General features: G+C 57.3%; 28 protein-coding genes. 26 read left to right on the forward strand and 2 right to left on the reverse strand.

Features of this window, described 5'->3' with window-relative positions; all coding sequences use genetic code 11:
• The first annotated feature begins 221 nt into the window (after positions 1–221).
• On the forward strand, positions 222–548 hold the full coding sequence (locus GXP70_RS11550) for a rhodanese-like domain-containing protein (RefSeq protein WP_162356777.1): 327 nt from the start codon (positions 222–224) through the stop codon (positions 546–548).
• Here the strand turns inward: GXP70_RS11550 and GXP70_RS11555 are convergent, their stop codons facing one another.
• Complete coding sequence (locus GXP70_RS11555) at positions 549–1,478, reverse strand: hypothetical protein (protein WP_162356779.1); 930 nt, start codon at positions 1,476–1,478, stop codon at positions 549–551.
• Between the two features lie 110 nt (positions 1,479–1,588).
• On the opposite strand from GXP70_RS11555, the gene GXP70_RS11560 reads away from it, so the two are divergent.
• The 3 genes from GXP70_RS11560 to GXP70_RS11570 are packed head-to-tail and all read left to right on the forward strand — an operon-like array spanning position 1,589 to position 3,332.
• On the forward strand, positions 1,589–2,182 hold the full coding sequence (locus GXP70_RS11560) for a CPBP family intramembrane glutamic endopeptidase (protein ID WP_162356781.1): 594 nt from the start codon (positions 1,589–1,591) through the stop codon (positions 2,180–2,182).
• Entirely contained in the window at positions 2,179–2,427 is a 249-nt protein-coding gene (locus GXP70_RS11565; RefSeq protein WP_162356783.1) for a hypothetical protein, read from the forward strand. Before GXP70_RS11560 ends, GXP70_RS11565 begins: the two co-directional genes overlap by 4 nt.
• A gap of 44 nt (positions 2,428–2,471) precedes the next feature.
• Positions 2,472–3,332 carry a metallophosphoesterase gene (locus tag GXP70_RS11570; protein ID WP_162356785.1) on the forward strand — a complete coding sequence of 287 codons (861 nt, stop codon included), beginning with the start codon at positions 2,472–2,474 and terminating at the stop codon, positions 3,330–3,332.
• Here the strand turns inward: GXP70_RS11570 and GXP70_RS11575 are convergent.
• Complete coding sequence (locus tag GXP70_RS11575) at positions 3,274–4,260, reverse strand: polysaccharide deacetylase family protein (protein WP_162356787.1); 987 nt, start codon at positions 4,258–4,260, stop codon at positions 3,274–3,276. The two genes, GXP70_RS11570 and GXP70_RS11575, sit on opposite strands and share 59 nt — an antisense overlap.
• Before the next feature lie 199 nt (positions 4,261–4,459).
• On the opposite strand from GXP70_RS11575, the gene GXP70_RS11580 reads away from it, so the two are divergent.
• The 22 genes from GXP70_RS11580 (at position 4,460) to GXP70_RS11680 (ending at position 20,787) form a co-directional block, all read left to right on the forward strand.
• The gene (locus GXP70_RS11580; protein WP_162356789.1) at positions 4,460–4,777 is read left to right on the forward strand and encodes a hypothetical protein; all 318 of its coding nucleotides are present in this window, start codon (positions 4,460–4,462) and stop codon (positions 4,775–4,777) included.
• Between the two features lie 257 nt (positions 4,778–5,034).
• Complete coding sequence (locus GXP70_RS11585) at positions 5,035–5,640, forward strand: genetic competence negative regulator (protein ID WP_162356791.1); 606 nt, start codon at positions 5,035–5,037, stop codon at positions 5,638–5,640.
• Between the two features lie 164 nt (positions 5,641–5,804).
• Complete coding sequence (locus tag GXP70_RS11590; protein WP_318652434.1) at positions 5,805–7,046, forward strand: Glu/Leu/Phe/Val family dehydrogenase; 1,242 nt, start codon at positions 5,805–5,807, stop codon at positions 7,044–7,046.
• Positions 7,047–7,112: 66 nt separating this feature from the next.
• Positions 7,113–7,811, forward strand: a complete 699-nt coding sequence (gene prsW, locus GXP70_RS11595) for a glutamic-type intramembrane protease PrsW (protein WP_162356795.1) — start codon at positions 7,113–7,115, stop codon at positions 7,809–7,811.
• 50 nt (positions 7,812–7,861) lie between these two features.
• A complete protein-coding gene (locus GXP70_RS29560) occupies positions 7,862–8,020 on the forward strand; it encodes a hypothetical protein (protein ID WP_192043444.1) in 159 nt (52 codons plus the stop codon).
• Positions 8,021–8,160: 140 nt separating this feature from the next.
• Complete coding sequence (ypeB, locus tag GXP70_RS11600) at positions 8,161–9,498, forward strand: germination protein YpeB (RefSeq protein WP_162356797.1); 1,338 nt, start codon at positions 8,161–8,163, stop codon at positions 9,496–9,498.
• A gap of 191 nt (positions 9,499–9,689) precedes the next feature.
• On the forward strand, positions 9,690–10,343 hold the full coding sequence (locus tag GXP70_RS11605) for a flagellar brake protein (RefSeq protein WP_162356799.1): 654 nt from the start codon (positions 9,690–9,692) through the stop codon (positions 10,341–10,343).
• A gap of 128 nt (positions 10,344–10,471) precedes the next feature.
• Positions 10,472–10,648, forward strand: coding sequence for a hypothetical protein (locus GXP70_RS11610; RefSeq protein WP_162356801.1), 177 nt, complete (start codon positions 10,472–10,474; stop codon positions 10,646–10,648).
• Positions 10,649–10,898: 250 nt separating this feature from the next.
• Positions 10,899–11,594: a (d)CMP kinase gene (gene cmk, locus GXP70_RS11615; RefSeq protein WP_162360438.1), complete on the forward strand. Its 696-nt coding sequence runs from the start codon at positions 10,899–10,901 to the stop codon at positions 11,592–11,594.
• Between the two features lie 3 nt (positions 11,595–11,597).
• Positions 11,598–12,176, forward strand: coding sequence for a lysophospholipid acyltransferase family protein (locus tag GXP70_RS11620; protein WP_162356803.1), 579 nt, complete (start codon positions 11,598–11,600; stop codon positions 12,174–12,176).
• A 109-nt stretch (positions 12,177–12,285) separates the two neighbouring features.
• Positions 12,286–13,545, forward strand: a complete 1,260-nt coding sequence (gene rpsA / locus GXP70_RS11625) for a 30S ribosomal protein S1 (protein ID WP_162356805.1) — start codon at positions 12,286–12,288, stop codon at positions 13,543–13,545.
• 147 nt (positions 13,546–13,692) lie between these two features.
• A complete protein-coding gene (locus GXP70_RS11630) occupies positions 13,693–14,325 on the forward strand; it encodes a YphA family membrane protein (protein WP_162356807.1) in 633 nt (210 codons plus the stop codon).
• Between the two features lie 2 nt (positions 14,326–14,327).
• Positions 14,328–15,266, forward strand: a complete 939-nt coding sequence (locus tag GXP70_RS11635) for a YIEGIA family protein (RefSeq protein ID WP_225442768.1) — start codon at positions 14,328–14,330, stop codon at positions 15,264–15,266.
• The gene (locus GXP70_RS11640) at positions 15,259–15,444 is read left to right on the forward strand and encodes a capping complex subunit for YIEGIA (RefSeq protein WP_162356809.1); all 186 of its coding nucleotides are present in this window, start codon (positions 15,259–15,261) and stop codon (positions 15,442–15,444) included. The genes GXP70_RS11635 and GXP70_RS11640 overlap by 8 nt, the downstream gene beginning before the upstream one ends.
• Before the next feature lie 150 nt (positions 15,445–15,594).
• A complete protein-coding gene (gene der / locus GXP70_RS11645) occupies positions 15,595–16,917 on the forward strand; it encodes a ribosome biogenesis GTPase Der (RefSeq protein WP_162356811.1) in 1,323 nt (440 codons plus the stop codon).
• A gap of 97 nt (positions 16,918–17,014) precedes the next feature.
• Positions 17,015–17,614: a glycerol-3-phosphate 1-O-acyltransferase PlsY gene (plsY, locus tag GXP70_RS11650; RefSeq protein WP_162360440.1), complete on the forward strand. Its 600-nt coding sequence runs from the start codon at positions 17,015–17,017 to the stop codon at positions 17,612–17,614.
• 12 nt (positions 17,615–17,626) lie between these two features.
• Positions 17,627–18,649, forward strand: coding sequence for an NAD(P)H-dependent glycerol-3-phosphate dehydrogenase (locus tag GXP70_RS11655; protein ID WP_192043445.1), 1,023 nt, complete (start codon positions 17,627–17,629; stop codon positions 18,647–18,649).
• Positions 18,650–18,822: 173 nt separating this feature from the next.
• Complete coding sequence (locus GXP70_RS11660; RefSeq protein ID WP_162356815.1) at positions 18,823–19,104, forward strand: stage VI sporulation protein F; 282 nt, start codon at positions 18,823–18,825, stop codon at positions 19,102–19,104.
• A 194-nt stretch (positions 19,105–19,298) separates the two neighbouring features.
• Positions 19,299–19,478 (forward strand): DUF2768 domain-containing protein, encoded by a 180-nt coding sequence (locus tag GXP70_RS11665; RefSeq protein ID WP_162356817.1) that lies wholly within the window; start codon positions 19,299–19,301, stop codon positions 19,476–19,478.
• 46 nt (positions 19,479–19,524) lie between these two features.
• Positions 19,525–19,821, forward strand: coding sequence for a 2Fe-2S iron-sulfur cluster-binding protein (locus GXP70_RS11670; protein ID WP_162356818.1), 297 nt, complete (start codon positions 19,525–19,527; stop codon positions 19,819–19,821).
• On the forward strand, positions 19,821–20,414 hold the full coding sequence (locus tag GXP70_RS11675; RefSeq protein ID WP_162356820.1) for a nucleotidyltransferase family protein: 594 nt from the start codon (positions 19,821–19,823) through the stop codon (positions 20,412–20,414). The genes GXP70_RS11670 and GXP70_RS11675 overlap by 1 nt, the downstream gene beginning before the upstream one ends.
• Before the next feature lie 25 nt (positions 20,415–20,439).
• Positions 20,440–20,787, forward strand: coding sequence for a 2Fe-2S iron-sulfur cluster-binding protein (locus GXP70_RS11680; protein ID WP_162356822.1), 348 nt, complete (start codon positions 20,440–20,442; stop codon positions 20,785–20,787).
• Positions 20,788–20,791: the final 4 nt, after the last annotated feature.

A 20,791-nucleotide genomic window follows, 5' to 3' on the forward strand; every position in this document is an offset into this window, starting at 1 on the left:
AGTCTGTTCACGCGATCACACATCAAGCTATGATTGAATCCGGATGAACGAGCCGTTTAAGCCGTCTATAATGTTACTATTTTATAGCAAGTCCGGCCATAAAAGCAATGCTTAAAACTTGAAATTTAAGTATTATCCCGCCAGAGGCAGGGCATGCCGCGTTTCACCTTGCCCTAATGTGAATTTTTCGTTATGATCGTCCGTAAACGGGAGGTAAGGAAATGGAACAATGGCAACAATTGCAACCGGGCGAATTCTGGCGGATGCTGAGCGAAGGCAAGCTGGATCCGGCCCTGATCATCGATGTGCGCGAACCGGAAGAATGGGAGTACTACCATATTAAAGGAAGCACGCCGATGCCGCTCTCTTCGTTCCAAGATACGTGGGAGCGGCTGCCGCAGGATAATCCGGTCTATATCATATGCGCGCACGGCGTCCGCAGCCAGGCGGTTTGCCGGTACTTAAACGAAAAAGGATACGGCAGCCTCGTCAACGTCGTTGGCGGTATGGCGGCCGTATCCCATTTTGATGGTTTCCAATATGACTGATTACTGATTGGGCGGATAGAAGAACGGCAGCTGCGGCAGCAGCTCCTTGCTGTACAGCTCGCCCTTGCTCGCGCCGAAGTCGCCTTCGCGGACGGCTTCGGTATTGACGAGCAGATCGACGATCGAATCGATCGTCCGCATTTTCATCATGCCGGCTTGCCCGGAACGGATGAACTCGTCGACGCGGGACGTCAAGTCCTGCGGGTAGAACGATACGAGGGCTTTGCGCGCGTTCAGCTGATCCGCCGTGATTTTGTTCTTGACGGTCAGTTGAAGCGTCTTCCACGTCGCGATGCTGACGTCCGTCGTTTTCTCGTAATCTTCCGGCAGGTTCGGATTGACCGATGCGCTCCATTTTAGCATGGCGGCATAGTAGTCCTGCTGTCCACCGAGCGCGAATTTAACGCCGTTCGAGTAATACGTGTCTTTCATGAGCGCCTTGTACAAGTCGGCAGCCTTCATATCCTTCGAAGAACCGGCGCCCCGCTGCGCGGCTTCCGTAAACATGCGGAGGCTCTTGAGGAGCTGCAGCTGCGCGGATTCCAGAAGCGGCGAACTCTTCGGCACGGTGGAGTGCTCGGTTTCATCGTACGTGCGCTTCGCCGAGCTGGACAGTTCCTTCAGCGACGAACCGATATCGTTCAACTGGCCGGACGATAATTTGCGCATCGTATCGGTCCAATTGTTTTGAAATTCACGGTAAGGCAAAAATACGGTATGATAGAAGGATACGAGATCCTGTTGCTGATATCCGGCCGCTACGCCTTTATTGCTGCTGCTGCTGAGAAGTTTGGCGTTCTCGATATAGTTGGCTTCCGTCCGGTCGGAACCGACCTTGACGCCGTAGAAAAAGGCGGCGACCGCGAAAACAAGCATGAACAGGAAGCCGAGACTAAAGAGCATTTCGGTGCGCGTTAAACGTTTCTCCATGATGATCCCCTTCATCCGATATTTCGACAAATTTCTCTATAGAATGTCCTACTAGTATAGGATAAAACCTTTTAAAAGGAAATATAAACCTTCCATGGCAGGAGCAGGACATGAAAAAATTCGACATCCGTAAAATCAAGCTGAAAGCGGTCAACCTGGGCGATATCGACGACCGGATGCTGCTCGTGAATTTGTACGCGACGCAGGCGATTACTCTTGTTATCGGCTTTAGCTGGCTATTATTTCAGGGGCGCGATCCTTTTTCTTTATTTCGCCCGGGGGACGGTTTGCATTTCCTCTATTGGGGCGTTGGCCTGGCGGCGGCGGTTATCGTCATGGATATCCTCGCGGCGCGGATCGTGCCCGAGGAGGCGAACGATGACGGGGGCGTCAACGAACGGATTTTCCGAAACCGCCCGATCTGGCATATCGCCTTGCTGTCGCTGGTCGTGGCCGTGTGCGAGGAGACGCTGTTCAGGGGAGCCGTGCAATATCATATCGGCCCGTATTGGACTTCTATTATATTTGCAACCATCCATGTCCGATATCTAAAGCATTGGATCCCGACGGGGCTCGTATTCTGCATCAGTTACGCGCTTGGCTGGATTTACATCAGGACGGGCACTTTACTGGCGCCCGTTATCGCGCATTTCATCATCGACCTGGTAATGGGGCTTGTTATTCGTTTTCGGAGGGAAGCATGAGCAGAGTTCAGAAATTCGGCAAGAAAAAAGGTCCGGCGCCCGCGCAGGACGAGAGCGCCGCTGCGCTTGAAGCGGAATGGGGGCTGGAGGCAGGCGGGGAGGAGACCGTTCGGCTGCCGCCCAGACGGCAGACGCATCCATCGAACAAGCAGCAGATGACCCGATGGTTCTACAGGGTGCTGATCACGCTGTTCATCGCGCTGCTCATCGGTTTGCTGTGGTGGGGCAGGCAATTCGATTACTAGATAGTGAACATAACAGCGGCATGACCGGGAGAGGATGAGGTCCGATGTGGATCGCATGGGTCATTATCATAATCGCGGCGGCTGCCGCCGCTGCGCTGGTTTATATGTGGCGGTTATCGTTCCGTTACGTTCTGGATGAGCAGTCGGCCGCGTTCGAGCGGCTGCCCGCCGCGTTCGACGGCACGTCGGTCTTGTTCATCAGCGATGTCCACCGGCGCGTCATACCGGCCGCGGTCATCGAAGCCGTCAAAGCGGTCGGGGGCGCCGAGCTGGTGCTGATCGGCGGCGATCTGCGCGAGAAATCGGTTCCCGCCGCGCGCATTCGTGCGAATCTCCGACGCTTGTCGCAAATCGCGCCTATGTATATCGTCCATGGCAATCATGATTACGATGAGGATATCCGGCCGTACGAAGTGCTGCTCGAGGAAGAGCGCGCCCGCCTGCTCGTGAACGAATCCGTTATTTTGGAGAAAAGGGACGGCAGCCGGATCCGGCTCGCGGGCGTCGACGACCCGCGCACCTTTCAAGACAAACTGGGGCTGGCATTGTCCGATTGCGAAGATGGACGCGACAAGCTGTTCACGATCCTGCTCGCGCATGACCCGATCGTCGCCAACCGACTGAGCGGCGGCGCGCAGGTCGACTTGATCCTTGCGGGACATACGCACGGCGGACAGATCGCGCTGCCGTCCGGACCTGTCTGGCGAGGCCAAGAACCGTCCCGCTACTTGCGGGGCTGGTATGAGCTGGCGGGGGAAACGACGCGTCCGCGCCTGTTCGTCAGCTGCGGCTTCGGCACATCGCGGCTGCCGCTCCGGCTGATGACGCAGGCGCAGCTGCACCGCATTATTTTGCGTTCGCCGAAGCCGGCTTCGGGTCAAGATCGATCGTCGCCGGATCGATGAAGCCGTAGCCCTTCGCTTCGAGCTTCGTCAGCAGCGTATCCAGCGCTTCCGTCGTCCACGGCAGCTCGTGCATCAGGATGTTGACGCCGGGATGAAGCTGGTCGAGCACGTTGGCGACGACTTTGTCCGGCTTGTTCTTCGTGCTGCTGTCCCAATCCAGCGAGCCGTTGGACCAGGTCATGTAGAGCATGCCGTTATCGCGGACGATCGCCTTGACCCGATCGCCGCCCGAACCGAACGGCGGCCGGAAGAACACGGGCGTCGTGCCCGTGACCTGCTTGACGATCGACTGTACGTCGCCGATCTGCTTCTTGACGATAGCTTCCGATTCTTTCTTCAAGTCGATATGGTCCCAGGAATGATTGCCGATCGTCTGGCCGCGGCCGGCTATTTTTGCGAGCAGCTCCGGATGCTGCTTGACGCGGTAGCCGTTAACGAAGAAAATGGCTTTCGCTTTGTGCTTGTCCAGCGTATCGAGCAGGGAACCGACCGTCTTGCCGGCCTTCGGACCGTCGTCGAACGTCAGCAGCACGACATTGCTGCTGGCCGTAGCTTTATTAATAGGAACGAAGCTGTACACGGCGTTCATCCGGTACAGTTTCTTGGGATGAGCCGTAGACGGCGCGGCAGGCGCGGCAGCGCTCTTGTCCTTGTCGGCAACGCTGGCCCCGGAGCCAGACGCATGCTCTGATGCCGCGGTCGAATCGCTTACGGTGCCGGCATCGCTCGGATGACCGGTTCTGCTTGCGTTATCGGAACCGTTCGCAGCTCCTCCGACGATATTCGCCTGCGGGCTACCTCCGTCATTCGTTCGCACGGCCTCGGGTTTATCCGTCGAAGCCGCGTTCGAGTCCGCCCCGCACCCCGCTATCGTAACCAATGCCGCGATCGCCGCGATCGACGCTTGTACTTTCTTATGCAGTTGCATGCCAATCAGCCTCCAGTCGTCGCAGCATCGGCTGCGCAGCGTACGTACCCAACGTACCCATTGTACCTTATAGTATGGCCGCGCCGAGGAGGTTCTGAACCACCGCTTCCTGAATTTGTGCTGGGATGGGCTAGCTGCCGCGCGGCAAAACTAACGGCGAATCGGAGTGCATCAGCATGACTGGAGGAGGATATTCCCGATGAAATGGTCTGTGTTTCTGCTTGGAGGTCTTGCCGGCGCCGCGGCCGCGGCTTACGTGGCGAAGAAGAGACCCGGCATGTTCGCTTGGGCGACCAGCGCGGCCGGCCATGCGGTGACGGGCGTCTCGAGAAGAGCGATGGGCGCCATGGTCAACCGCAGGTTCGGCATGGAGACGATGCATTCGGCCCCAAAGCGTTCAAGCGTTTCCGCAAAAGAGTCCGGCGCCGCCTGGGGACAAATTGAAATGCTGCTGAACAGCGACCCTGGCGTGAAACAGCAAGTCGACGAGATCAAGGCCGAAGCGAAAACGCATTAAAACATCGGCAAAAAACGAATCGTTTCCCTCGCAGCTGCGTATATACAGTTGCAGGCGGAGACGATTCTTTTTTTCGGCCATCTAGTGCATTCCGTTCGCAGACATGCTAACATAGCACTAAGCACTTTTTATTCACCAAATCACAGCTTCTACATACGCTGTGTATAACAGATGTTACCTGCGTTCAGCGCGCTTTCGAAGATGGTCTTTGCTCCGAATACACGAAGCAGATGCTATTCGAAAAGGAGGATCCTATCATGAAAATCGAACGGCTCAATCAAGACAAAATCCGCATCTTCCTGACGTTCGACGACTTGCTGGAGCGTGGGATCCAGAAGGAAGACATGTGGCGCGAAATACCGAAGGTGCATGAACTTTTCAGCGAAATGATGGATCAAGCCTACAGCGAGCTCGGCTTCGACGCCAGCGGTCCGCTTGCGGTCGAGGTGTTTGCGCTTCCGGCGCAAGGCATGGTCGTTATCGTTACGAGGGGCAAAGTAAACGGCAAATCGGACGACCACATGCAAGAAGAAGAGAATGATGAAGACGTCTACGAGATGGAAGTTACGCTGGAGCAGAGCGATGTCGTGCTTTATGCGTTCCGGGATATCGAGGATGTCATCTCCGTCTGCAAGCAGCTGAAAGCGGCGGATTTGATCGAAGACGGACGTCTCTATGCCTACAACGGCAAATATATGCTGGCTTTCGAGCCGGTCGGTATCGAGCTTCCGCGTTACCATGCCATCATTGCCTTGCTGGCGGAGTACGGGGAGGCGGCTTCCGTGACGACCGCCGTTCTCGACGAATACGGCAAATTGATCGTGCCGGCCAAAGCGGTCATCGAGATTTGTACTCATTTCTGATTTATAGGCTTGCTTAAGGAAGCATCAGCAGCGGGGTGTCCGCATGACTGATGCTTTTTGTTTTGGATCCCGTACGCGTCGTTTCGCTCTGCTCCGGAACCGAATAGTTGGCCATTTGCCCGCTCATACTGTAGATGAAGGCGGTGTATGTTCCCTTGACTGGAATGGATAACAACAATGTTCTGGCTTCGACGCAAATCGTGATCGAAGAAGCGCTTCGCAAACTAGGCTACGGCGACGATATGATCGAACTGTTGAAAGAACCGATGCGCGTGCTCACGGTGCGCATTCCGGTGCGCATGGACGACGGCAAGACGCGCGTGTTCATCGGTTACCGCGCGCAGCATAACGATGCCGTCGGACCGACGAAGGGCGGCGTGCGTTTTCATCCGGACGTGAACGAGCTGGAAGTGAAGGCGCTCTCCATCTGGATGAGTCTGAAATGCGGCATCGCGGATTTGCCGTACGGCGGCGGGAAGGGCGGCATCATCTGCGATCCGCGCAAAATGTCGTTCCGCGAGCTGGAGCGGCTGAGCCGCGGCTATGTCCGGGCGATCAGCCAGATCGTCGGACCGAACAAGGACATTCCGGCGCCCGACGTCATGACGAACGCGCAAATCATGGCGTGGATGATGGATGAATACAGCCGCATCCGGGAATTCGATTCCCCGGGCTTCATCACGGGCAAACCGCTCGTGCTCGGCGGATCGCTCGGCAGGGAAAGCGCCACGGCCAAAGGCGTCGCCATCATGATCCATGAAGCGATGGCCAAGCAAGGCATCTCCGTCGCGGGCGCGCGCATCGTCGTTCAGGGATTCGGCAACGCCGGCAGCTACCTGGCGAAATTCATGCATGACGCCGGGGCGAAGGTCGTCGGTATTTCCGATGTGCACGGCGCGTTGTATAATGAACAAGGATTGGATATCGAGCACTTGATGGACCGGCGGGATTCGTTCGGCATGGTGACGAACTTGTTCCAGAACACGATTTCGAACGACGAGCTGCTGACGCTGGATTGCGACGTGCTCGTGCCTGCCGCGATCGAGAACCAAATAACGGCAAGCAATGCGGACCGGATTCGTGCTAAAATCATTGTGGAGGCCGCGAACGGCCCGACGACGCTGGAAGCGACCCGCATTGTGACGGACAGGGGCATCCTGCTCATTCCGGACGTGCTGGCGAGCGCCGGCGGCGTGATCGTCTCTTATTTCGAATGGGTGCAAAACAATCAAGGCTACTATTGGTCGGAGGCGGAAGTCGACGCCAAGCTGCGTGAGATGATGGTCCGCGGCTTCAATAACGTCTACGAGCTGCATACGCTCAAGAAAGTCGATATGCGGCTGGCTGCTTATATGGTCGGCGTGCGCAAAATGGCGGAAGCGGTCCGCCTGCGGGGGTGGGTATAACGAAAGCAGCGCGGACGCGCTGCCCCGCGGACGCGATCGCTCCCTTTGGATGGTGACGATGAAACGATGCTGCTTTTCTCGATTATTACGGCCGCTGTCGCTCCCGGCATTGCGCTGCTCACTTATTTCTATCTGAAAGACCGTTACGAGGCGGAACCGATTCATATGGTGGTTCGCGTGTTTCTGGTAGGCGTGCTGATCGTGCTGCCTATCCTGGTCATTCAGCGGGGGCTGGAATTGTGGCTTGGAAGCGGGCCGGTGGTCTTCTCGTTCGCCGTCTCCGCCGGCGTCGAAGAGCTTATGAAATGGTTCGTGATCTATCACATCATCTATAAGCATAAAGAATTCGACGAACCGTACGACGGCATCGTCTATGCGGTCGCCATTTCGCTCGGCTTTGCGACCGTCGAGAACGTGCTCTATGCGGTTTATCAGCCGATGACGGTAGGCTCCCTGCTCATACGGGCGATGCTTCCCGTATCGGGCCATGCGCTGTTCGGCGTGACGATGGGCTATTACCTCGGGAAGGCGAAGTTCGCGTCCGCGGCGACGGCGAAGCGCCGGTTCCTCGTGCTGGCGGCGCTCTTGCCGCTGCTGGAGCACGGCTTATACGATTACATCATGGGCTCGGGCTCCACGTATTGGGCGCTGTTCATCGTGCCGCTCATGATCTACCTCTGGATCAGGGGCGTGCGCAGAATCAATCGCGCCAACGCCGGTTCGCCGTTCAGGCTTATCGGCCATGAAGAGGAGATTAAGCTGTAGCGTTTTCGTCCATAATAAGGAAAAACATTATTTTGGAGGATCGCTCAATCATGGAAATGGCTCGCGTAAAAGTAGCGATTCGCTGCAACCAGTGCGGCGAGAAATTCGTTCTCCGCGGACGCAGGGAGAAGGACCGGATCGATACCGGCTTCAAGCAGTGCCTGTGCAATAATTTGCAGGATTTCGATATCGAGGAACTGGCGTTGTAAGGCGGATTGGTTTGCGTTCGAAGCGGGAGCTTCGAATGCAGCATTCCGCGAACAGGAAATCTTCCCAAAAACATGCATAAAGCTCCTTTCGGCAAACCAAACTAACACCAGGTTTTGCATACGAAAGGAGCTTTTGCTATATGTATCGTCGCTTAAGCGCTGTGCTTTTCCCGGTCATGTCGCTGCTGTTCATCGGCTCGATCTATTGGGGCTACCAGGAGCACCAGGAGAAGAACTCGATTCTGATCAAGGCCGAGAACCAATACCAGCGCGCCTTTCACGATTTGTCCTACCACGTGGACCAGCTTCATCGCGAGCTGGGCAATACGCTTGCCGTGCATAGCGCCTCCCAAGGCTTCCAGCGCAAAGGTCTGGTCAACACGTGGCGCTTGACCAGCGAGGCGCAGAACGAAATCAACCAGCTCCCGCTTGCGCTGCTGCCGTTCAGCAAGACGGAGGAGTTCCTGTCCAAGATCGCCAATTTCTCGTACAAAACATCGGTCAGGGATTTGGCGAAGCAACCGCTCAGCCCCTCGGAGCTGAAGACGCTCAAGACGCTGTACGCGGACTCGGCCGACATTTCCCAATCGCTGAGCGGCGTGCAGGAGAAGGTAATCGGCAGCAATCTCCGGTGGATGGACGTCGAAACCGCGCTCGCGACGGAGAATCAGCCGAAGGATAATTCCATCATCGACGGCTTCAAGACGGTCGACAAGAAAGTAAGCGAATACCCCGAGCTCGACTGGGGGCCTTCGGTTACGAGCATGTACCAGAAGCGGACGGTCAAGATGCTTGGCGGCCGCAAGAGCACGACGGACGAGGTGAGACGCGCCGCGGCGAAGTTCCTGAAGCTGAACGAGACGCAGGCCAGAGAAATTCGCGTCGTCGAGAACGGCAAAGGAACCGAGTATTCGTCGTTCTCCGCCACCTACAAGGCGAATAAGGCCGACAATCCGATCGAGCTGGATTATACGCAGAACGGCGCGCAGTTGATTTGGTTCGATAATCCGCGCGATATCGGCAAGACGTCCGTCACGATCCAGGATGCGAAGCGCAAAGCCGCCGAATTCCTGGCCCGTCACGGGTATCCCGCGATGAAAGCCGTCTCGTACGACGACGGCAACGCAACCGCGATCTTTACGTTCGTCGAGGCTAAGGACGGCGTGCTGATCTATCCGGCCAAGCTGATGGTCAAAATCGCGCGCGATAACGGGGAAGCCGTCGCGATTCAAGCATCCGATTTCGTGTACGAGCACCATGATCGCAAGCTGCCGAAACCGAAGCTGAAGAGCGCGGATGCCCGGGCGTCGCTCAATCCCGATTTCAAGGTAGCTCGGGAGCAGCTGGCGCTCATCAAGAATGACGCCGACAAGGAAGTGCTGTGCTACGAATTCCAAGGCAAAATAAACGGCGCGGTGTACAAAATTTTCGTAAATGCGGACACCGGCCTGGAAGAATCGATCGAGCAGCTTCCTTAATAACAGGGACGCTTAAATTTCGATTCCCGGATCCGGTTCGAACGATTGGCGCGTTCAGGCGCATATCGCAACGCTTGCACTCAGGCAAGCGGCCGCGGTATGCGCCTTTCGCGCTTGTTCTGTCCCTTTTTTCCTCTCTCCCCAAATATCGACATGCTGTGCTATAATCGAACAAATGGGGAGGGAAGCCAATGCTGCCAATGATTAATCAGATCTTGTACATGCAGATCGCTTCATCCGACGATGAAGAGGCTGCGTTGGTATATAAAGCGAGAATCGCCGATTTGACCGACGATGAAATGTTCATCGAAGTGCCGCTGCACGAAGGCACGGGCCGCTTGAAACGGTTGTTCCTCGGCGACGAAATATCCGCGTACTACATGACGCAAGAAGGCGTTAAGCACTATTTCAATTCGCATGTGCTCGGCTTCAAAGAGGACGCGGTACGGTTGATCCGCATCCGCAAGCCTGACCCGGATTCCATCACGAAGATTCAGCGGCGGCATTTTCTGCGCGTCGCGGCCGAACTCGAAATCGCGGTCAAGCTGTCCGGCAACGTCCGCTTCATCGGCATTACCGACGACGTGGGCGGCGGCGGCATCTCGTTCATGGTCGATTCCAGATGGTCGATCGAACAAGGAACGGAGCTGGATTGCTGGCTGCTCGTGCCTTACCGCAACGGTTCCGTCGATCATTCCCAGTTCACGGCGGAAGTCGTGCGGGTAAAGACGCTCGATAACGGCAAGCATCAGGTGATGGCGAAATTCTCGAAAATCATGGACAGCGAACGCCAGCGAATCATCCGTTTCTGCTTCGAGCGCCAGCTCGATTACCGCAAACGATAATTCCGTCCGGCGGATGAATAAGGATTCCTTCCGTGGAAAAACTAGCCTTATCCGGGCTTGTCCGCTTTCGTTCCGTCCCGGAACGCGCCGCCTAACGGCGCGCAGCGTCATGCCGGGAGGAATCGTTCGTGCTGCCCAAGAAACAGAAAGACTACATCGCGCTTGCCGATCAAGTGACGAAAGTGCTGCGAATCGTCGTGCTCGCTCTGCTGCTCGCCGTTGCGGCCAGCCAGCTGGCACTGCAAATTCCGCAAGTCCGCATGTGGGTGACGGGCGTGGACCGGCTGGAGGGGACGCCTTTCTGAACGTTCGGGATGCCGCGGCCAGCCGCATGAATGCGAATATTTTCGAGCGCTAGAAACGGCATCGCGTCCACCCGGGACGGCGTCAGCCGTTTCTTCTTACGTAATCGCGAACATGACCGCGTTCTTTGCACTTCCAAGAAGGCTGTGGTATAATTTTTACTATCGCAGGCAATGCCTGCTTTTTTGATGACGATTAGAGCAAGGTGGCAGCCGCTGCCCGAATTTCGAGGAGGTCAAACACCGCTTGGGCATGAATGGGGGAAGCATCAGCGGCCGTATAAATGTGGCAATCGACGGCCCGGCAGGAGCCGGCAAGAGCACCGTTGCCCGCAAAGTCGCTGAACAACTGGGTTACATTTACGTTGATACGGGTGCGATGTATAGAGCCGTCGCTTATGCGGCAATCGGTGCCGGCATCGGCCCTGACGATTCGGACAAGCTGGGTCGGCTCGTTCAAACGCTGCGAATCGAGCTTGCGCCAGGGAGCGAAGGACAGACGGTATGGTTGAACGGCGAGAACGTCACGTCGGCCATCCGCACTCGCGAAGTGACGCTGATCGTATCGCAAATCGCTTCCCACGAACCCGTAAGACTTAAGCTGGTCGGGCTTCAGCGGGCGCTGGCCGACTCCAAGGGCATCGTCATGGACGGCCGCGACATCGGCACGCATGTGCTCCCGGGGGCGGAAGTGAAAGTGTTCCTGGTCGCCAGCGTCGAGGTCCGCGCGTTAAGACGGTTTCAAGAGCTGAGCGGGGATCAAGCCGTGCCGATCGAGCAGCTGGAACGGGAAATCGCCGAACGGGACCGCAGCGACGAACGCAGGGAGATTTCGCCTTTGATTTGCGCGAAGGATGCGGAAGTGATCGACAGCACGGAGCTGACGATCGACCAAGTCGTCGAGCGAATTCTAGACTTATGCCGAACCAAAACGGTGGAGGCGAAGTAAACTATGCTATACAGCATTTGCCGCAGGATGCTGCGCATCCTTTACGCCGTCCTATTCCGATTCGAAGCAAGCGGCTTGGAAAACATTCCTTCATCGGGCCCTGTCGTGCTCTGTTCCAATCATATCAGCCTGCTTGATCCGACGACCGTCGGCACCAAAGTGGACCGGAAGGTTCATTACATGGCGAAGGCGGAGCTGTTCGACGTTCCGTTGTTCGGTCCGTTCATCCGGTCGCTGGGCGCGTTTCCCGTCAAGCGGGGAGGAGTCAGCAAGGAGGCCATCCGAACGGCGATCGCCTTGCTGAAGGAAGGCAAGGTGATGGGAATCTTCCCGGAAGGTTCCAGATCCGCCGCGGGAGACAGCGCCGGCAAGAAGGGCGCGGCGATGATCGCGCTCAAGAGCGGCGCGGTAGTCATCCCGGTCGCTATCATCGGGAAGTACGGCATTTTCCGCAAGATGCGCATCAAGTATGGCAAGCCCATTGATATGTCGGACTTCATTCAAGATTCTTCTTCCGATACGTTGGAGCGAGTGACGGAAACCATCATGATCAATATCCGCAAGATGGTCAAAGAAGGGTAATCATTGCATGTTATTCATGTTTTAAACGGTGGGGCCCGTCCAAGCAGTTTCAGGGCGGCGGATTCACGTTTAAATAAAGTTGGGGTATGAATTGAGGAGGTTATTTCAAATGTCAGAAGAAACAAAAGTTCAAGAATCCGCAGCAGCGGAAGCAATCAGCCAGGATGCTTTGGATAATTTCGTGTCCTTGAAAAAAGGGGACATCGTGAATGGTACGATCGTCAAAATCGAAGATAACCAAGTGACTGTTAGCCTTGGATATAAATATGACGGTGTGATTCCACTTCGTGAACTTTCCTCCGTTCAACTTGACAGCGCGGCAGAAGCCGTTCAAGTCGGTCAAGAAGTGCAATTGAAAGTCGTCAGCATCGATGACGAGAAGGAAAAACTCGTGCTTTCGAAGAAAGCGATCGACAGCGAGAAAGCATGGGACGTCCTGCAAAGCCAATTCGAAGCCGGCGAAGTGCTTGAAGTGACGATTGCCGACGTCGTTAAAGGCGGTCTTGTCGCGGACGTAGGCGTGCGCGGCTTTATCCCGGCTTCCATGGTTGAACGCCATTTCGTAGAGGATTTCAGCGATTACAAGGGCCGCAAGATCCGCGTAAAAGTGAAAGAAATCGACCGCGAGAACAATAAAGTGATCCTGTCCGCGAAAGAAGTGCTGGATCAAGAGTTCGAACAAAACAAACAAACGATCATGAACGGCCTGCAAGTAGGCCAAGAGATCGACGGTACGGTTCAACGCCTGACGCCGTTCGGCGCATTCGTTGACATCGGCGGCATCGACGGCCTCGTACACGTGTCCGAACTGTCCTGGCAGCATGTTGCGCATCCGAAGGATGTCGTTGCCGAAGGCCAATCCGTTCGCGTTAAAGTGCTGAAAGTCGATCCGGCTGCAGGCAAAATCAGCCTCAGCATCAAAGCGGCTCAACCGGGCCCTTGGGAATCGGCCAGCGGCCAGTTCAATATCGGCGACATCGTTACGGGTACGGTTCGCCGTATCGTAAGCTTCGGCGTATTCGTTGAAATCGCGCCGGGCGTCGAAGGTCTCGTTCACATTTCGCAGCTTGCCCACCGTCATGTGGCAACGCCGAACGAAGTGGTGAAAGAAGGCCAAGAAGTGAAGGCGAAGGTTCTCGACTTCAACCCGGCCGAGAAGCGCGTAAGCCTGAGCATCAAAGAAACCGAAGAAGCTCCAGAGCAGCCGGCTCGCCCAGAGCGTGAGCGCGGCGAGCGCAGCGATCGCGGGGAACGCGGTTCGCGCGGTCCTAAAGTCGAGCTGAACAACCCGAACGTCAGCCTCAGCAACGAAAGCATGAGCTTTACGCTGGCTGAGCGCTTCGGCGACAAGCTGAGCAAATTGAAATAATCGATTGCTCGGATCTTCCGGGAAACGATGCATAACCGAGAACCGTTCCTACCGCTGCTGCGGGAGGAACGGTTTTTTTACGTTCCGCCGGGGGGATAAGGGGAATGGCGCGAAGCGCATAATAAAGGCAATAAAGGGGGGAGCGGCATGAATGAAGGTTTTATTGCCTTATGGCTGTTATCGATGGCAGCGATTTTATTTTTTACCGGCTGGGGGAATGCCGTATCGGACGACATGCCGCTTCGCACCATCGTCGCTTTCATAGGCACGGTCGCTGTCCTCCACTTCTTCACCGTATCCGTGCAGGATCAGGTGGTCATAGGCGGAGGCGCGCTGCTGGCGATCGGAACGGCCGTCGTGCTGCTGCTGACGATGCATTCGCCGGGAAGCATGCTGTATATCTTGTTCTCAGCGCTGCTAACCGGCTTCATGTGGACCTGGATGCGCTACATTTATACGATGGATCCCGTATTTATCGTCATTCATCCGCGATGGGACGGGCCCGTCCTGGCCGGCTTGTTCGCCGGCCTGCTTGCCGACCGCTTCAGGTCGCATTTCATCATCGCCGTTTTCGGCGCGGTCATGTCGCTGAGCACTCATTATTTGGGCCCGGCCGCGCCGTCGGCGGCGCTGCGGATCGGTACGCTGGCATGGTGGGACGGCCTGACCATCGCGCTGACGGCCGCAAGGGTAATGGCGAACGTGAAGGTAGGGATCAGGCTAATGGCACTGCGTTTAGCGGACGGCGGACGGTCGGGAGAAGAAGGGGGCGGCACATAGCGATGTGGGATCATATGTGGGAGCATTTGAAAACGGGACAGCCGCATCATGTGCTGTACGGCATTATGCTTGGCGTTGCGTTCGGTTTGTGTTCGCGGCTGATGATGCTTCGAACGGACTATCGGCAATATCCGACTTACCCGCACGGGCGCATCATTCATATCTCGCTTGGCGTTATTGCCGCCGCGCTCGGTGCCGTCGCCATACCGGCGCTGTACAAGAAGGACTTCACGGCGATTACGTTCCTGACCTTGGCGGCGCAGCAGTTCCGCGACGTGCGCAACATGGAGCGGCAGACGTTGTCCAAAATCGACAGCATGGAGCTCGTACAGCGCGGTTCGACCTATATCGAAGGAATCGCGATGGTGTTCGAAGGGCGGAATTATCTGGTCATTCTCTCCTCGCTGCTGACAAGTCTCGCATCCTTGGCACTAGGCCTTCCGTTCGGCATCGGCATGGGCGTCTTGACGCTGCTGTTCGTCAATTTCCTGAAATCCGGTAAATCCGTCTCGCATATCGCGAAAGCGGAAATCGCCGAGGTCAGGCAGGACGGCCCGGATCTGTTTGTCGGCGATATCTACATCATGAACGTAGGCCTTTCGGCGAATCAGCAGATTATCGCGGATCGGGGGCTCGGCATTATTTTGACCCCGTACAATCCGAACGGCAAAGCGACGCTCAGCAATCTGGGCCAGCGGCAGGCGATTCTGTTCGACTTGTCGACGATTCTCGGCGTCTACCGCGACGACGGCGAGCCGGCGCTCGTCCCGATGGCCAAGCTGGACATCAAGGACGGACGGCTGGCCGTGTTCCTGCTGCCTCAGGAGAAGGATGCGGAGAAGGCCAAGGCCGTCGTGCTGAAAGTGCCGATTCTCGAATCCGCCGTCCGCATGCCGACCGAAGCGAGCGTCAATCGGGGAGAGGAGCGCCAGCATGGCTAAAATCGTGGCCATCGTCACGGATGCGCATGACCGCGTAGGCGGCGGCGCCCCGATCTTCGTCGAACCCGACAAAGTTAAACGGGAATCGACGGCATTCCTTCTGGAGAAGATTTTGGACGCGATCGCGCATGATTTGAAGGACGGGAACTACATTCTGGTCGACCACCGATCGGAATGAAATGTTAGCCAATCCCGCTGTTTTTTGCTATGATGGTAGGCGTGAGTATGGAGAAGGCCCCTTCCCGGTTCGTCTTTACTGCCGGAGGGATCGATCAAGTCCCGCTTACTCGAACGGCAGACAGCCGTTTCTATATTAAGGAGTGAAACTATGTCTAAACCCATTATCGCCATCGTTGGGCGGCCTAATGTGGGTAAGTCTACGATCTTCAACCGCGTCATCGGCGACCGGCTGGCGATCGTAGAAGACAAGCCTGGAGTGACCCGCGACCGGCTTTACGGTTCCGGGGAATGGAACGGCCGGGCCTTCAGCATTGTCGACACCGGAGGCATCGAGATCGACGGCGAGGACGAGATCATGAAGTCCGTCCGCATGCAGGCCGAACTGGCCGTCGAAGAAGCCGATGTCATTATTTTCATGGTCGATGCGAAGGCCGGACTTACCCATGCGGACGACGAAGTCGCGCAAATGCTGCTTCGTTCGCGCAAACCGATCGTCGTTGCGGTCAACAAAGTGGACAACTTGAACCGTCGCGACGATATTTACGAGTTTTATAATCTCGGCTTCGGCGATCCGATCGCAATCTCGGGATCCCATGGCATGGGCATCGGCGATTTGCTGGATGCGGCCGTCGAGCGGCTGCCCGAGATCGAGGAAGAGCAATACGAAGACGACGTTATTCGCGTCGCGCTCATCGGCCGCCCGAACGTGGGCAAGTCGTCGCTCGTCAACGCGCTGCTCGGCGAAGAGCGCGTCATCGTCAGCAACGTGGCCGGCACGACGCGCGACGCGATCGACACCCCGTTCGAGAAGGACGGGCAGAAGTACGTGCTGATCGACACGGCGGGCATGCGCAAGCGCGGCAAAGTGTACGAGACGACGGAGAAGTACAGCGTCATGCGCGCGCTCAAAGCGATTGAACGGGCCGATGTCGTGCTCGTGCTCATTAACGGCGAGGAAGGCATCATCGAGCAGGACAAGCATATCGCCGGCTATGCGCATGAAGCGGGCAAAGCGGCGATCTTCGTCGTCAACAAGTGGGATGTCGTCGAGAAAGACGACAAGACGATGCATCAATTCGAACAGAAGATCCGCGATCACTTCTTGTTCATGACGTACGCGCCGGTCATCTTCCTGTCGGCCAAGACGAAGTCCAGGCTGCATAAGCTGCTGCCGGTCGTCGTTCACGTCTCCGAGCAGCATGCGATGCGCATTCCGACGCATCTGCTGAACGACGTCGTCGCGGACGCGGTTGCGATCAATCCGCCGCCATCGGACAAGGGCAGACGGCTTCGCATCAATTATGCGACGCAGGTTGCGGTGAAGCCGCCGACGATCGTGCTGTTCGCGAACGATCCGGAGATGATGCATTTCTCGTACGAACGTTACCTGGAGAACAAGATCCGGGCCGCGTTCCAGTTCGAGGGGACGCCGGTCCGCATCTTTACCCGCAAAAAATCAGACGAAGATTAAGCCAATGCTGGTGTCCTGATTGGAGGGCACCAGTTTCCCTGTTCACGCAGGACGACGGCCCATGGCCGGCAGGACATTTCCGACAAGAGGAGAGCGAATCGTGGTCACCGTGCTTACAGTTCTCATCAGTTATTTATTAGGATCGGTTTCATTCAGCATTTTGATCGCCAAATGGGTCAAAGGCATCGATATCCGCAATTACGGCAGCGGCAACGCCGGCGCGACCAACACGCTGCGCGTGCTCGGCAAAGGGCCGGGCATCGCCGTGTTCCTGCTCGATATCGCGAAAGGCATCGCGGCCGTGATTCTCGGCATCTACGCCGCCGGAGGCGATTGGGGTCCGGTGCTGTGCGGCCTTGCTGCCATTGCCGGCCATAACTGGCCGGTATGGTTCGGTTTCAAGGGAGGCAAGGGCATTGCGACGACCGTCGGCGTCACGGCTACGCTTGCGTTCGTGCCTACGCTCATCGCGGGCATCGTCGCCATCATCGCCATTGCGGTCACGCGCTTCGTCTCGCTCGGCTCCCTGATCTTCGCGCTGCTCGTCCCGATCTTCATCTGGAATATCGGCGATAAGCCGCATTCGTACGTCTGGGCGGCGCTGGTCATCTGTCTGCTGGCGTTCGTCCGTCACCGGTCGAATATCGTCAAGCTGGTGCAAGGCAAAGAGAACAAGCTTGGCGCAAGGAAAGGGTAAGGAGGCACGATGATGACCAATCGCAAAGCAGCCGTGCTCGTCGCCGGAAGCTGGGGAACCGCCCTGGCTGCCGTGCTAGCGGACAACGGCTTCGACGTCGCCTTATGGTCCCGGAACGAGGCGCAGGTCGACGAGATCAATACGCACCGGTCTAACAGCCGGTACTTGAAGGAAGCAGTGCTCCCCGCCGGCATTGCGGCCACGACGGACATGAAGCAAGCCGTGACCGGCGCGGAGCTGGTGCTGTTCGTGGCGCCGTCCGCCGCGATGCGCGATGTCGCGAAGCAAGCCGCGCCGTTCTTGGATGCGGCCGCGATCGTCGTTCATGCGACGAAAGGCTTCGAGTCCGGCACCTATAAACGGATGACGACGGTGTTGGCCGAGGAGCTGTCGCTGCCGTCCGACCGGCTCGTCGTCCTGTCGGGGCCGAGCCATGCGGAGGAAGTCGTCCGCAAGCTGCCGACGACCGTCGTCGTCGCCTCGACTAGCAAGGACGCCGCCGAACGGGCGCAGGACGCGTTCATCACGAATTATTTCCGCGTCTATACGAATACCGACGTCGTCGGCGTCGAAGTGGCAGGCGCCATCAAGAACATTATCGCCTTGGGCGCCGGATTGTCGGACGGGCTCGGCTTCGGCGACAACGCCAAGGCCGCGCTGCTGACGCGCGGTCTTGCGGAGATCAGCCGGCTCGGCAACGCGATGGGCGCCAATCCGCTGACCTTCGCCGGTCTCGCGGGCGTCGGCGATCTCGTCGTGACCTGCACGAGCAAGCACAGCCGCAATTGGCGCGCGGGCGCCATGCTTGCGGAGGGGCTGTCGCTGGAGGACGTGCTCGGACGAATGGGCATGGTCGTCGAAGGCGTGCGGACGACGAGCACCGCTCGCGAACTGGCGCAGCAATACGGCGTGGAGATGCCGATCACGGAGCAGCTCTATCAGGTGCTATTCCAGCAGCTGGGGCCGCGAAGCGCGGTCGAAACGCTGATGGGCAGAGGCCGCACCCACGAGACGGAAGAAACCGCGGGAATATAGGGGGCATCCCAGGCTGGTCGTACCCCAATGCGAGTTCGCTCTCGCATTAATGGGGTACTGCTCGCCTATGCATCCTAGCCCGCACCATCATTGGCCCTCTTTCATAAACTGCAGTAAGCTCCCGTGTGGAGCGGGCAGGAATCGACGCCGTCAAAGCGTGGAGGAGGGAAACGATGAGCGGCAAAAAAGATTTATCGAAGGATGTTCTGAACGCCGTCAATAAAAAAACCGGCAAAACGGTCACCGAAAACGCAGTCAAGAAGCTTGCGAGCGGCGTGACTGAAAATACGATGCAGGACGAAGACGAACTTCGCAAGCTGATCCACTCCGTCTCCGCCATGGCGAAAGTGCCCGTGACGGAGAAAACGGTCAACGACATCGTCGGCGCCGTCAAGAAGAGCGGCATGAATATGAACAACATGGAAATGCTGCTGAAGATGATGCTTAAGAAGTAAGAAGAAGACTTCCGCAAAGCGCGTCCGGCATTGCAGCAGCAGTGCCGGCGCCGCGCTGGGCGGGAGTCTTTTTCTATCGCTGCGAGGCAGCGGCTTCGCCTTGTACGTCCGGTTACACGCGCCGAAGTAGCCCGTTTATCCGCACTAGTGTATAATGAAACGAATATCGGTCGTACAAGGTGGTAGAAGTTATCATGGATCCAATGATGAAGATGTGGGTGTCCTTCGCGGGCATCGGTTTGATGGCGCTGGCAGCCGTCATGATTACGCTTGCCAGGTACAAGACCAAGGGCATTCTGCGGATGGCGTTGTCGCTGACCGCGTTTCTGTTCCTGGTAATCGGCGGATTGCTTGGACTTGTCTCCATCACGTAACCGGGCCATTACGAACGAATCGTGAAGAGGAAAGGACAATGAACCGATGCTGGAACTGAAAAGCCGAACGAAAACGATAACGGTGGAAGCGGAAGCGGGGCTGTCGCTGCTGGATGCCGCGATGAAGCATAATTTGGACTGGGCGTTCTCCTGCACGCGCGGAACATGCGCCAGATGCCGCTGCCTGATCGAGGAGGGCGCGGAGTTTCTGGAAGACGTGACGGACGAGGAATGGGACCGGCTGGAGCCCGAGGAATTCGAGGAAGGTTACCGGCTGGCCTGCCAGGCGATCATGAAATCCGATGCGGGCTTCATCAAAGCCGCGAATCGGCCGTATTTCTAATGACGGGGCGCGAAGCGGAACGGATCGCCGATCCGTTGTTGAAGGCGCTTGCCGTCATCGCCGGCAGAACGGCGGGCACGGGAGCGCAATGGCTCGTCGGCGGCAGCTCGGGACTGCTCCTCCGCGGGCTGGAGCTGCCGTCGCCTCCGCGGGATTTGGATCTGTACGCGGACGACGAGGCGGCCAAGACGATTCATCAGGCGTTGTTATCGTATGCAATCGACGAGCAGCAGGTGAGCGTCAGCCCGATTTATCGCTCCTTGCTCAGCCATTATGTCATTGAAGGCGTGCAGGTCGAGCTTGTCGGCGGTTTCGTCGTCGCTTCGGGCTCGGACCGGTACGCCGTTGAAGTCGAGGAAGTATTGGGGCCCTTGCGGCTGACGGTTGCAGCCGGCCCGCATGAAGTCGGCGTCGTGCCGCTGGCGCATGAGCTTTGGTTTAACGTGCTGCGCGCGAGGGACGACCGCACGGAGCTGATCGGCCGCCGCCTTGCCGAGGAGCCGGCGCTTCACCTCGATGCCGTGCGGCAGATCGCTTCCAGGAACAAGTTCTCCGATGAGCTGCAGCGACGAATTGCACCTTTCTTGAACTAGAAGAACGATGGAAGCAGGGGTTCCCATGAATGTGGAAATTACGTTTCTCCCTTCCGGACGGAGCGTCCTCGTGCGCGCCGGAACGACCGTGCTGGACGCATCGCGGAAAGCCGGGGTTCCGATCCGCACGCGCTGCGACGGCAAGGCGGCATGCCTGATGTGCAAAGTGACGATGCCGCACACCTCTTCCGGGCTGTCGCCGCTGAACGACAACGAACGCCGCAAATTGGCGGGGCTGGAACGTTCGGGAACAAGGCTTGCTTGCCAGACACGGGTGTTCGGCCGCGCCGTCGTCGAGGTGCCGGAAGATCCGTACCGCGCCGCTGTCCGCAAACAGATGATGCGCCAGGCGGAAGACGATGAATTATGGTAGGCCG

The sequence above is a fragment of the Paenibacillus lycopersici genome (assembly GCF_010119935.1).
Classification (GTDB): Bacteria; Bacillota; Bacilli; order Paenibacillales; family Paenibacillaceae; genus Paenibacillus_Z; species Paenibacillus_Z lycopersici.

Bases quoted from the DNA above. Each gene is read 5' to 3' on its own strand.
- GXP70_RS11570 (WP_162356785.1), top strand. From the start codon at position 2,472: ATGTGGATCGCATGGGTCATTATCATAATCGCGGCGGCTGCCGCCGCT.
- GXP70_RS11670 (WP_162356818.1), top strand. From the start codon at position 19,525: ATGCTGGAACTGAAAAGCCGAACGAAAACGATAACGGTGGAAGCGGAA.
- GXP70_RS11665 (WP_162356817.1), top strand. From the start codon at position 19,299: ATGGATCCAATGATGAAGATGTGGGTGTCCTTCGCGGGCATCGGTTTG.
- GXP70_RS11560 (WP_162356781.1), top strand. From the start codon at position 1,589: ATGAAAAAATTCGACATCCGTAAAATCAAGCTGAAAGCGGTCAACCTG.
- GXP70_RS11680 (WP_162356822.1), top strand. From the start codon at position 20,440: ATGAATGTGGAAATTACGTTTCTCCCTTCCGGACGGAGCGTCCTCGTG.
- GXP70_RS11605 (WP_162356799.1), top strand. From the start codon at position 9,690: ATGCTGCCAATGATTAATCAGATCTTGTACATGCAGATCGCTTCATCC.
- GXP70_RS11550 (WP_162356777.1), top strand. From the start codon at position 222: ATGGAACAATGGCAACAATTGCAACCGGGCGAATTCTGGCGGATGCTG.
- prsW (WP_162356795.1), top strand. From the start codon at position 7,113: ATGCTGCTTTTCTCGATTATTACGGCCGCTGTCGCTCCCGGCATTGCG.
- GXP70_RS11635 (WP_225442768.1), top strand. From the start codon at position 14,328: ATGTGGGATCATATGTGGGAGCATTTGAAAACGGGACAGCCGCATCAT.
- der (WP_162356811.1), top strand. From the start codon at position 15,595: ATGTCTAAACCCATTATCGCCATCGTTGGGCGGCCTAATGTGGGTAAG.
- GXP70_RS11675 (WP_162356820.1), top strand. From the start codon at position 19,821: ATGACGGGGCGCGAAGCGGAACGGATCGCCGATCCGTTGTTGAAGGCG.
- cmk (WP_162360438.1), top strand. From the start codon at position 10,899: ATGAATGGGGGAAGCATCAGCGGCCGTATAAATGTGGCAATCGACGGC.
- ypeB (WP_162356797.1), top strand. From the start codon at position 8,161: ATGTATCGTCGCTTAAGCGCTGTGCTTTTCCCGGTCATGTCGCTGCTG.
- GXP70_RS11620 (WP_162356803.1), top strand. From the start codon at position 11,598: ATGCTATACAGCATTTGCCGCAGGATGCTGCGCATCCTTTACGCCGTC.
- GXP70_RS11630 (WP_162356807.1), top strand. From the start codon at position 13,693: ATGAATGAAGGTTTTATTGCCTTATGGCTGTTATCGATGGCAGCGATT.
- GXP70_RS11565 (WP_162356783.1), top strand. From the start codon at position 2,179: ATGAGCAGAGTTCAGAAATTCGGCAAGAAAAAAGGTCCGGCGCCCGCG.
- GXP70_RS11640 (WP_162356809.1), top strand. From the start codon at position 15,259: ATGGCTAAAATCGTGGCCATCGTCACGGATGCGCATGACCGCGTAGGC.
- GXP70_RS11555 (WP_162356779.1), bottom strand. From the start codon at position 1,478: ATGGAGAAACGTTTAACGCGCACCGAAATGCTCTTTAGTCTCGGCTTC.
- rpsA (WP_162356805.1), top strand. From the start codon at position 12,286: ATGTCAGAAGAAACAAAAGTTCAAGAATCCGCAGCAGCGGAAGCAATC.
- GXP70_RS11580 (WP_162356789.1), top strand. From the start codon at position 4,460: ATGAAATGGTCTGTGTTTCTGCTTGGAGGTCTTGCCGGCGCCGCGGCC.
- GXP70_RS11655 (WP_192043445.1), top strand. From the start codon at position 17,627: ATGACCAATCGCAAAGCAGCCGTGCTCGTCGCCGGAAGCTGGGGAACC.
- GXP70_RS29560 (WP_192043444.1), top strand. From the start codon at position 7,862: ATGGAAATGGCTCGCGTAAAAGTAGCGATTCGCTGCAACCAGTGCGGC.
- GXP70_RS11585 (WP_162356791.1), top strand. From the start codon at position 5,035: ATGAAAATCGAACGGCTCAATCAAGACAAAATCCGCATCTTCCTGACG.
- GXP70_RS11575 (WP_162356787.1), bottom strand. From the start codon at position 4,260: ATGCAACTGCATAAGAAAGTACAAGCGTCGATCGCGGCGATCGCGGCA.
- GXP70_RS11660 (WP_162356815.1), top strand. From the start codon at position 18,823: ATGAGCGGCAAAAAAGATTTATCGAAGGATGTTCTGAACGCCGTCAAT.
- GXP70_RS11590 (WP_318652434.1), top strand. From the start codon at position 5,805: ATGGATAACAACAATGTTCTGGCTTCGACGCAAATCGTGATCGAAGAA.